Source organism: Zooshikella ganghwensis DSM 15267 (genome assembly GCF_000428585.1).
Lineage (GTDB): Bacteria > Pseudomonadota > Gammaproteobacteria > Pseudomonadales > Zooshikellaceae > Zooshikella > Zooshikella ganghwensis.
The window spans coordinates 1-2,847 of the sequence record NZ_AUAF01000297.1 but is presented as its reverse complement, the minus strand read 5'-3'; the positions used below and the strand labels follow the sequence as shown (position 1 = coordinate 2,847).

At 38.7% G+C, this 2,847-nt stretch carries 2 protein-coding genes; one reads left to right on the top strand and one right to left on the bottom strand.

All coding sequences use genetic code 11. The annotated features are described in order from the left end of the window. Positions 1-554: 554 nt before the first annotated feature. Positions 555-1,106, top strand: coding sequence for a hypothetical protein (locus tag F607_RS0126115; RefSeq protein WP_027710356.1), 552 nt, complete (start codon positions 555-557; stop codon positions 1,104-1,106). Positions 1,107-1,216: 110 nt separating this feature from the next. On the opposite strand, the gene F607_RS0126110 is transcribed toward F607_RS0126115, so the two are convergent. Further along, on the bottom strand, positions 1,217-2,401 hold the full coding sequence (locus tag F607_RS0126110) for a restriction endonuclease (protein WP_027710355.1): 1,185 nt from the start codon (positions 2,399-2,401) through the stop codon (positions 1,217-1,219). Between the last annotated feature and the right edge of the window lie 446 nt (positions 2,402-2,847).

Genomic DNA, 2,847 nt, shown 5'->3' with positions numbered 1-2,847 from the left:
ATCCCCTGTCCCTTTGAATTTGTTTCGGCAAAACAAAGGTTGGGGTCAGGGGTTGTCATTTCAAACTAATAAAAGTCGAGCATCGCGTTAATCTAGTGTTTTCAAATGAAGTTAAACCACGTATATGGTCAATTCCTAATAGAGAGCAACCTCCTTTTGTATTTCGCTATGGGCCTACCGATACTGAAATAGAACCCAATGCTACATTTGCATTTAAAGCAGGCGTTGATGTTTCAATGCTTGATGATAAAAATGACAAATTAGCTTTTCAGATAATAACTAAAGATCGTAAACCTCTAACACCTGACCATATTACAGTAAGCAGAATCAGCTTTAGATGTAACTGACACTCTGTCATAACACGTTTAGCTTTATCGCTTGATGATCTTTCCTAAAAAAGCTTTGCGGTGGGTATAGGGCTATAGAACTACTTATACCCACATTTTTTTGCAAAGTTTTAAACTATTACAATTTAACACAAATCAAATTATAATAATTTATGTGTCGTATAGTTTTATCACGATAATAATAGATTACAACTTGGGGGATATATAATGATTAAATCAGTAAAGCTTACACCCATGATACTTGCCACACTCTTAACACCCGCTTTAAGCCAAGCAGATACTTATCTGCCTGCCTTTGCTGGTAAAAAAATGGAGTATGTTGATTTATCCTATACTGGCCAACATGCGAGTGCTTCAGTAGAACGAGAAGCTGATGGTTGGTTTTTATATAATGGTTTTCCAGGCTTAGGTAAGGTTTGGCTGCGCCCTGAACAAGATGGCAAACTTTATGTATGGGATGAAGAAAACCAAAAGGCTAAACTTTACGTAGACTTTTCGCAAGACGTTGGCACAACCAACGCTTACAAAGGATCTCTTTGTGCAGCAGGTACTGTAATAAAACAGCATCATAAAAAAATGTCTACGGCAGCTGGTACCTTTACTGATGTCACTGAAGTTAGCTTTTTCACAGGTCCTCATCGCTGCTATGATGCAGGGTTAGGCAGTATTTACTTTGCTAAAAATGCTGGCATCATCAAGTGGACAGATATTACCATTATGGGACCTCGAAGCTTTGAGCTAGTTAACTCACCGATGTGAGCTGTAAAAGCTTAAGCAAAAAAACGTCTTAGCATTCGCACTATAAGACATATGCAGTGTGCTTTCTTCTGCAGAAAGTACACTTTATTTATATGAATTTAACGATAAAGCTAATCGACCAATTCATATAGTTGTGCTCGATTTTCTTCACTTTCCTCTACTAATGCAAAATCCACTTCAAGCATCTCAATACTACGTTTTCGAATCCCAACTTCATGAGCAATAAGCAATTCTAATAGCCGCTCACCATCTATAAGTGTTATAGGGGAAGCACCTGGAAAGAGGGCTGCTTCTGCACAGTTTTTTGCAAACCGCCCAAGGGTAATTAAAGTACCTCGTATTGCTTTATGATAAGGTAATGCACCACGTAATTGGTCTATAAATGGCCGGGTCAGTGTCGTATGAGTCATGCGCTTTACTTGAACCACCTCCCGAACTGTCGTGATGCCTACCTGTACATTAGCCACAACATCGACGCCTAAATCACCAGAGGGTTTGGTTAATTCAACATCCTGATACCCCATCACTTCCAATAGTTCAGCAATTAACCGTTCAAATTGGAGCGGAGTCATCTGACATAACGCTTGGTGCAATGCTTCTTTTTGTTTCTCGTTATAGGCATTTAAGGCAGTAATGACCTCTCGTGTTGGATCATCCTGCAAAGTAGGCAGGCTTTTTGATAACCAGTCACGCCCTTGTTTCACGATATGATAATAGTTACCAACTCGCTCAACTAGCTGTCGCTCCACTAAATTCAATAACCGGCGTCGCAATGCATCTTTTGCTGTACTTTTAGTATTATTTTTAGACACTTGTTGTAAATAGATATGCCAGTCTGTCAGCAGCTCACTGGTCTTTGCTTTTTCTTTAACAGATAATAACTCAAGAATATACAATAACCCTTCAGCTCCATCTAACTCTCTAAGAAGTTCTGGCCGCTTTGCTAAAAAAGCTTGTCCTTTAGCTGTTATTTGATACTTACCATCCAGATCAGGCTTCAGTAGTCCATAATTATTAATAAATAGATAGGCACCATACATATGCCTAGGATTTAAAGGAGGATCACCAAAATGCCAGATTCGCAAAGCAAGTCCTGCAGAATCTCCTGTTAACCGATCCACAATCCAGCTATCAGGATCCCCCCAGTCAACGGTTCGTTGAGGACTACCCACCTGCTCTTTAATCGCATTATTAAGCTGTATGACGCGTTTTTTTTCTACCCCTGAAATAGCTCCCATGAGGGAGCGCACATCATGATAAAGAGGAAATAAAGGTGTGCGAACTTTATACGTCATTTACTCTCGTCACTATTACTCTCACCATTAGGGATATATGCTGTTTTAAAGCGAGTAAATGTTACAATAAAAATCGCTATGAAACATCCATACTGTCGTAAACAGAAACATAGATAACCAGCTTGCAAAGCCTTTAAGGCAGGAAGTGATGAGGAAAAATAAGAATATAACAATGAGTTGGCTAAAAGACGCAGACAACATAATAACCTGCTATTACTACTGGCTATAGCATCATTCACAAACATGGTTGCTTATGTTGCCTGCCTCTTTAGGTTAGATCATAAATGTTTTTCTGTATATTTATTAAACACCCACCTCTACTCTATTATTGAGTATTTCATAAAAAAACATACTAAAGGGCACCTCTAAAAATTCTTACTGATGTATAATACATAGCAGCTGAGTAATAAGAAACGAGTGCTAGCAAAATGGTGCAACCAGGTTTT

What these genes read in the sequence shown, in the direction of transcription:
- F607_RS0126110 (WP_027710355.1), bottom strand. Translation starts at nt 2,401, where the DNA reads ATGACGTATAAAGTTCGCACACCTTTATTTCCTCTTTATCATGATGTG.
- F607_RS0126115 (WP_027710356.1), top strand. Translation starts at nt 555, where the DNA reads ATGATTAAATCAGTAAAGCTTACACCCATGATACTTGCCACACTCTTA.